The 3,610-nt window shown below is 46.3% G+C and carries 3 protein-coding genes and 1 pseudogene; all 4 read right to left on the reverse strand.

Annotated elements, in window-relative coordinates; genetic code table 11:
• Positions 1 to 308: hypothetical protein (locus tag QN395_RS21015; protein WP_323492992.1), on the reverse strand; the 308-nt coding region annotated here is incomplete at its 3' end.
• Positions 309 to 1,072: 764 nt separating this feature from the next.
• Complete coding sequence (locus QN395_RS21020; RefSeq protein WP_323492991.1) at positions 1,073 to 1,600, reverse strand: hypothetical protein; 528 nt, start codon at positions 1,598 to 1,600, stop codon at positions 1,073 to 1,075.
• Between the two features lie 153 nt (positions 1,601 to 1,753).
• On the reverse strand, positions 1,754 to 3,283 hold the full coding sequence (locus QN395_RS21025) for a glycine betaine ABC transporter substrate-binding protein (protein ID WP_323492990.1): 1,530 nt from the start codon (positions 3,281 to 3,283) through the stop codon (positions 1,754 to 1,756).
• Positions 3,280 to 3,610, reverse strand: a pseudogene (locus tag QN395_RS21030) (hypothetical protein); the annotation flags it as partial. The pseudogene QN395_RS21030 and the gene QN395_RS21025, both read right to left, overlap by 4 nt.

A 3,610-nucleotide genomic window follows, 5' to 3' on the forward strand; every position in this document is an offset into this window, starting at 1 on the left:
AGCTGGCCTATGACAACACCCACCAGCAGAGTTCCTGCAATGCCTCCCAGAACAAAACGCCCAACCTTGATTTTGCCAACCAGATAGCCGAGTGCAATCGTCGCGAACAGAGCCAGTAACGGCTCGCGTGTAAGCAGATGCTTGATTAATTCCATTGGAGTTCCATGATGAATTTTCGCCAGAGTAAAGTGTGCACCTGCGCTCGGGCATCCAGGTCGATGCCACTGAACGCAATTGGAGAACGATTGACTAGTCAGCTTGCGGAAAGGCGCCAGCGTCCAGTACGCGTTTGAGTATAGTTGGTTCACCTGATTTTTCCTTGTGCGGTACCGAGCACAACAAAATATCGATACGAGCCGCCAAACCGTCCGCACGACGCGGTATTGAACCTTCAGAGTGGGGTTCTATTTAAAAGTAGGAGCTAAGTAGGAACATTTTTTAATGGGTAAAACAAAAAACGTTGGATTATCTGGGTGAGGCCAAAATAGCGGCGGTGTCCAAAAGATATTTATACCCAGTGGCGCTATCAAGTTTTTGAAATTGGTACTCCCCATACAAAATTGGGGCTAATTGAGAACATCACCATTAAATGAGAACCATTGGAACTAACTGAGAATATTTTTAAGGTTAAAGTCAGTTAGATTTCCTGTTATGAAACAATTGTTTCATCTCGTCGATTACCTTAAAGTGCGTTCGGCTATGTTTACAACCGGTTAGTCCATGCTTCAAAGCCAAGGGTATCCACGGATAGTAGCTTATGCGCTTGTATTGCTCCGAAGCGTTGACCTGAAAAACTTTTCAGTCGCAACTGCTGAGCAATTCGCCAGTGCCTTAGATGTGCAAACGAATTTATCGGTAAATGGCTTTCCAGACGATAGAAAGGAATTTGGCAGCGGCTCGAAAGTCTCTCAACATATTTCTCAAGTACGTTCTGTATTGCAGTCAATCCAGCGAGCACTTTAAATTTTCAGGCATCGAACCATAGCTTGAGGTGCCGCTCGAAAGCAACGTCTAAAGGTTCGATCAGCGACTCGGACGACCCAGGCTGGCAGGATTAAAATTATTAATCATTTCATTTATTTTGACACATCAGATTATTTGGATTCGTCACACAAGTGCAAAGCGGAGATTCGGGCGCAACGTCGCATTTCACTCCTGTGTAAATAATTTTAATCCCGCCTACGTCAATATTTTCGATATTTAAATTCGTCTTATACGAGGCCAAGTGAGCGCCGGCCACACTTCCATTTCCAGCATTTGAATCAAATTCTCCATTGCCACTTGCAGCCACAAATTGTAGTTTGTGAATGGATGGGCACTTGGTATCGGCTACTGGTATTCCGCCAGAAAAAGAAATGGACACATCAGCCCCCTGCTTAACAACCGTAGCGTTGGCAAACTGGCTTGCACAAGGGGTTCCAAGTGGGCTTCCATCAGCAGTTCCCATCAAAGTTCCCGTAAATACTCCTAGAACAGTAGCTGGAAGCTCAACGACTGCTCCGGTGTTTGTGGATGTCGCCGCAGGGGAATTTGAAGCATTATTACAAGCACTGAGCATGAATATACTCATTGTAAGAAACAAACATTTTTGCGTAAACATTGGTATTCCTTACTTGTTGTTGTGGCGCCGACTTAATTTTGATCCATCCTGCCGATTAATGAATGTCCAGAGGCAGAACGGCTGTTTCTTTAACCGGAAATTGTGGGTAAGTTTAGCAAACCATTGATGTTTAACCAATAACTAATGAGCGATTCAATCAAATGATCTAGCCGATCGTCGGCGAAGTCCAAGCGGTACGATGATCACGTTGAGAATGCCGAAGACGAGATGTGCGAGAAGCGCCATCAATGCCGCTGGAATCGCCCCTGCCAATATAGTGGAAACGTTGTTAAGAGAAAGTCCCGATATAATCAGTGCACCATATCCTCCGGCGCCGATCAGCGCCGCCAGTGTTGCGGTGCCCACGCTGACGATAGTAGCCGTTTTCAGACCTGCAATGATCACCTGGCTACCCAGTGGTAACTCAATGCGGGTCAGAATCTGCATCGAACTTAAACCAAACGCACGCGCATTTTCAATATGTTTTTTGTCGATACTTTGCAGCGCAGTGTGAGTGTTCAGAACGACTGGTAACAAACTGTAGAGACATAATGCGACTAGCGCAGGCCACAGCCCGATACCGAAGATCGGGATTAAGAAACAAAGCAGTGCTAAAGTCGGGATGGTTTGGATTAGCGCACTTGAAAGTAGGATTAAATGCCCCGCTTTGCGAAATCGGGTCGCCATGACTCCTAGCGGCACGCCAACTACCAGAGAAAAAAGCAGCGAAACGCCAACTAGCCATGCGTGTTCCCTAGTGCGGCGCAAAATTTCCTTGGATAGATTGTCGTTTGAAGTTTTATGAAAAACTTGCGTACTCAAATCCTTCTTGCCACGGAACTGAGAGACGATGTCAGCGAATTTGACTTTATCGATATCCGCAGCGGCGTTCATCGAGCGCATCTCCTCCTCATTGATTGTCCCTTTCAGCCGCAAAAGCCGTTGCCACAAGTCTGGATGGCGGACCGTAAAGGCGTTAGTAACGACCCATACTGCTTCGTAGGACGGGAAGTAATGTAGATCGTCAGTGAGGACATGGAGATTATATTTTTTGATGTTGGCATCGGTCGAGTAAACCTCAATCACATCAACAGAAGCTTTATCTATTGCTTCATATACCAAGCTATGCTCCATGCGAATCACTTTTTCAGGGTCGAATTTAAAGTGGTAACGGTCAACCATTTCTTGGTAGCCGTCTGAACGCTCCATAAATTCGTAACTGAAAGCGACGCGAGCCTGTGAACTGATGCTAAGCAGATCACTCATTGTTTGCAGCCTATGTTTTTTTGCATAGGACTCTTTGACGGCTAGCGCATAGGTATTGTTAAAACCGAGTGAATCTGAAATTGTTAGCCCAAGAGGCGCCAGGGCTTGCCGAATTTCATCGGTCGATTTTAATCGCGGATTATTGAGTAGTATTTCGGCTAGCGTTCCGGTGTAATCGGGATAAACGTCAATGGCGCCGGCTTTCAGCGCCGCAAACAATATCCCCGTACTTCCCATACCCGATTTACGGTCGACAGAGTGATCTGAGGGAGACTCAATTGTTTGTGCGGCAAGCTCACTTAAGACGTAACTTTCAGTGAATATTTTTGAACCTACAACTACGGGTTGCTCGGCCCTAAGTGACCCTGATATCGACCATAACAAAATGACTAGCGTTATACACCTTTGGATACTCATATCCGGCCTTGTACGGCTGGAAGGCTTGGGTGAGCGCTAATGAATTGCGATACGAATGGATCTGCAGGTTGACAAACTAGTTCCTCATAAGTGCCTGTTTGCATCACGCATCCTTTATAAAGTAACGTAATTCGCTCAGCCAAGAATACAGCCTCACTGAGATCATGCGTGACGATGACAACGGTTTTCTTGAGTCGGTGGAAGATAGTTTTCAACTCATGCTGTAAATCACGTCGAACCAGTGGATCCAGTGCGCCCATTGGTTCGTCAAGCAGCATAACTGGCGGATCCATGAAAGCAGCGCGCATGATGGCGATGCGCTGTTGC

Origin of the sequence: Undibacterium sp. RTI2.2 (assembly GCF_035018705.1) — a bacterium.
Taxonomy (GTDB): domain Bacteria; phylum Pseudomonadota; class Gammaproteobacteria; order Burkholderiales; family Burkholderiaceae_D; genus Undibacterium.

What these genes read in the sequence shown, in the direction of transcription:
- QN395_RS21025 (WP_323492990.1), bottom strand. Translation starts at nt 3,283, where the DNA reads ATGAGTATCCAAAGGTGTATAACGCTAGTCATTTTGTTATGGTCGATA.
- QN395_RS21020 (WP_323492991.1), bottom strand. Translation starts at nt 1,600, where the DNA reads ATGTTTACGCAAAAATGTTTGTTTCTTACAATGAGTATATTCATGCTC.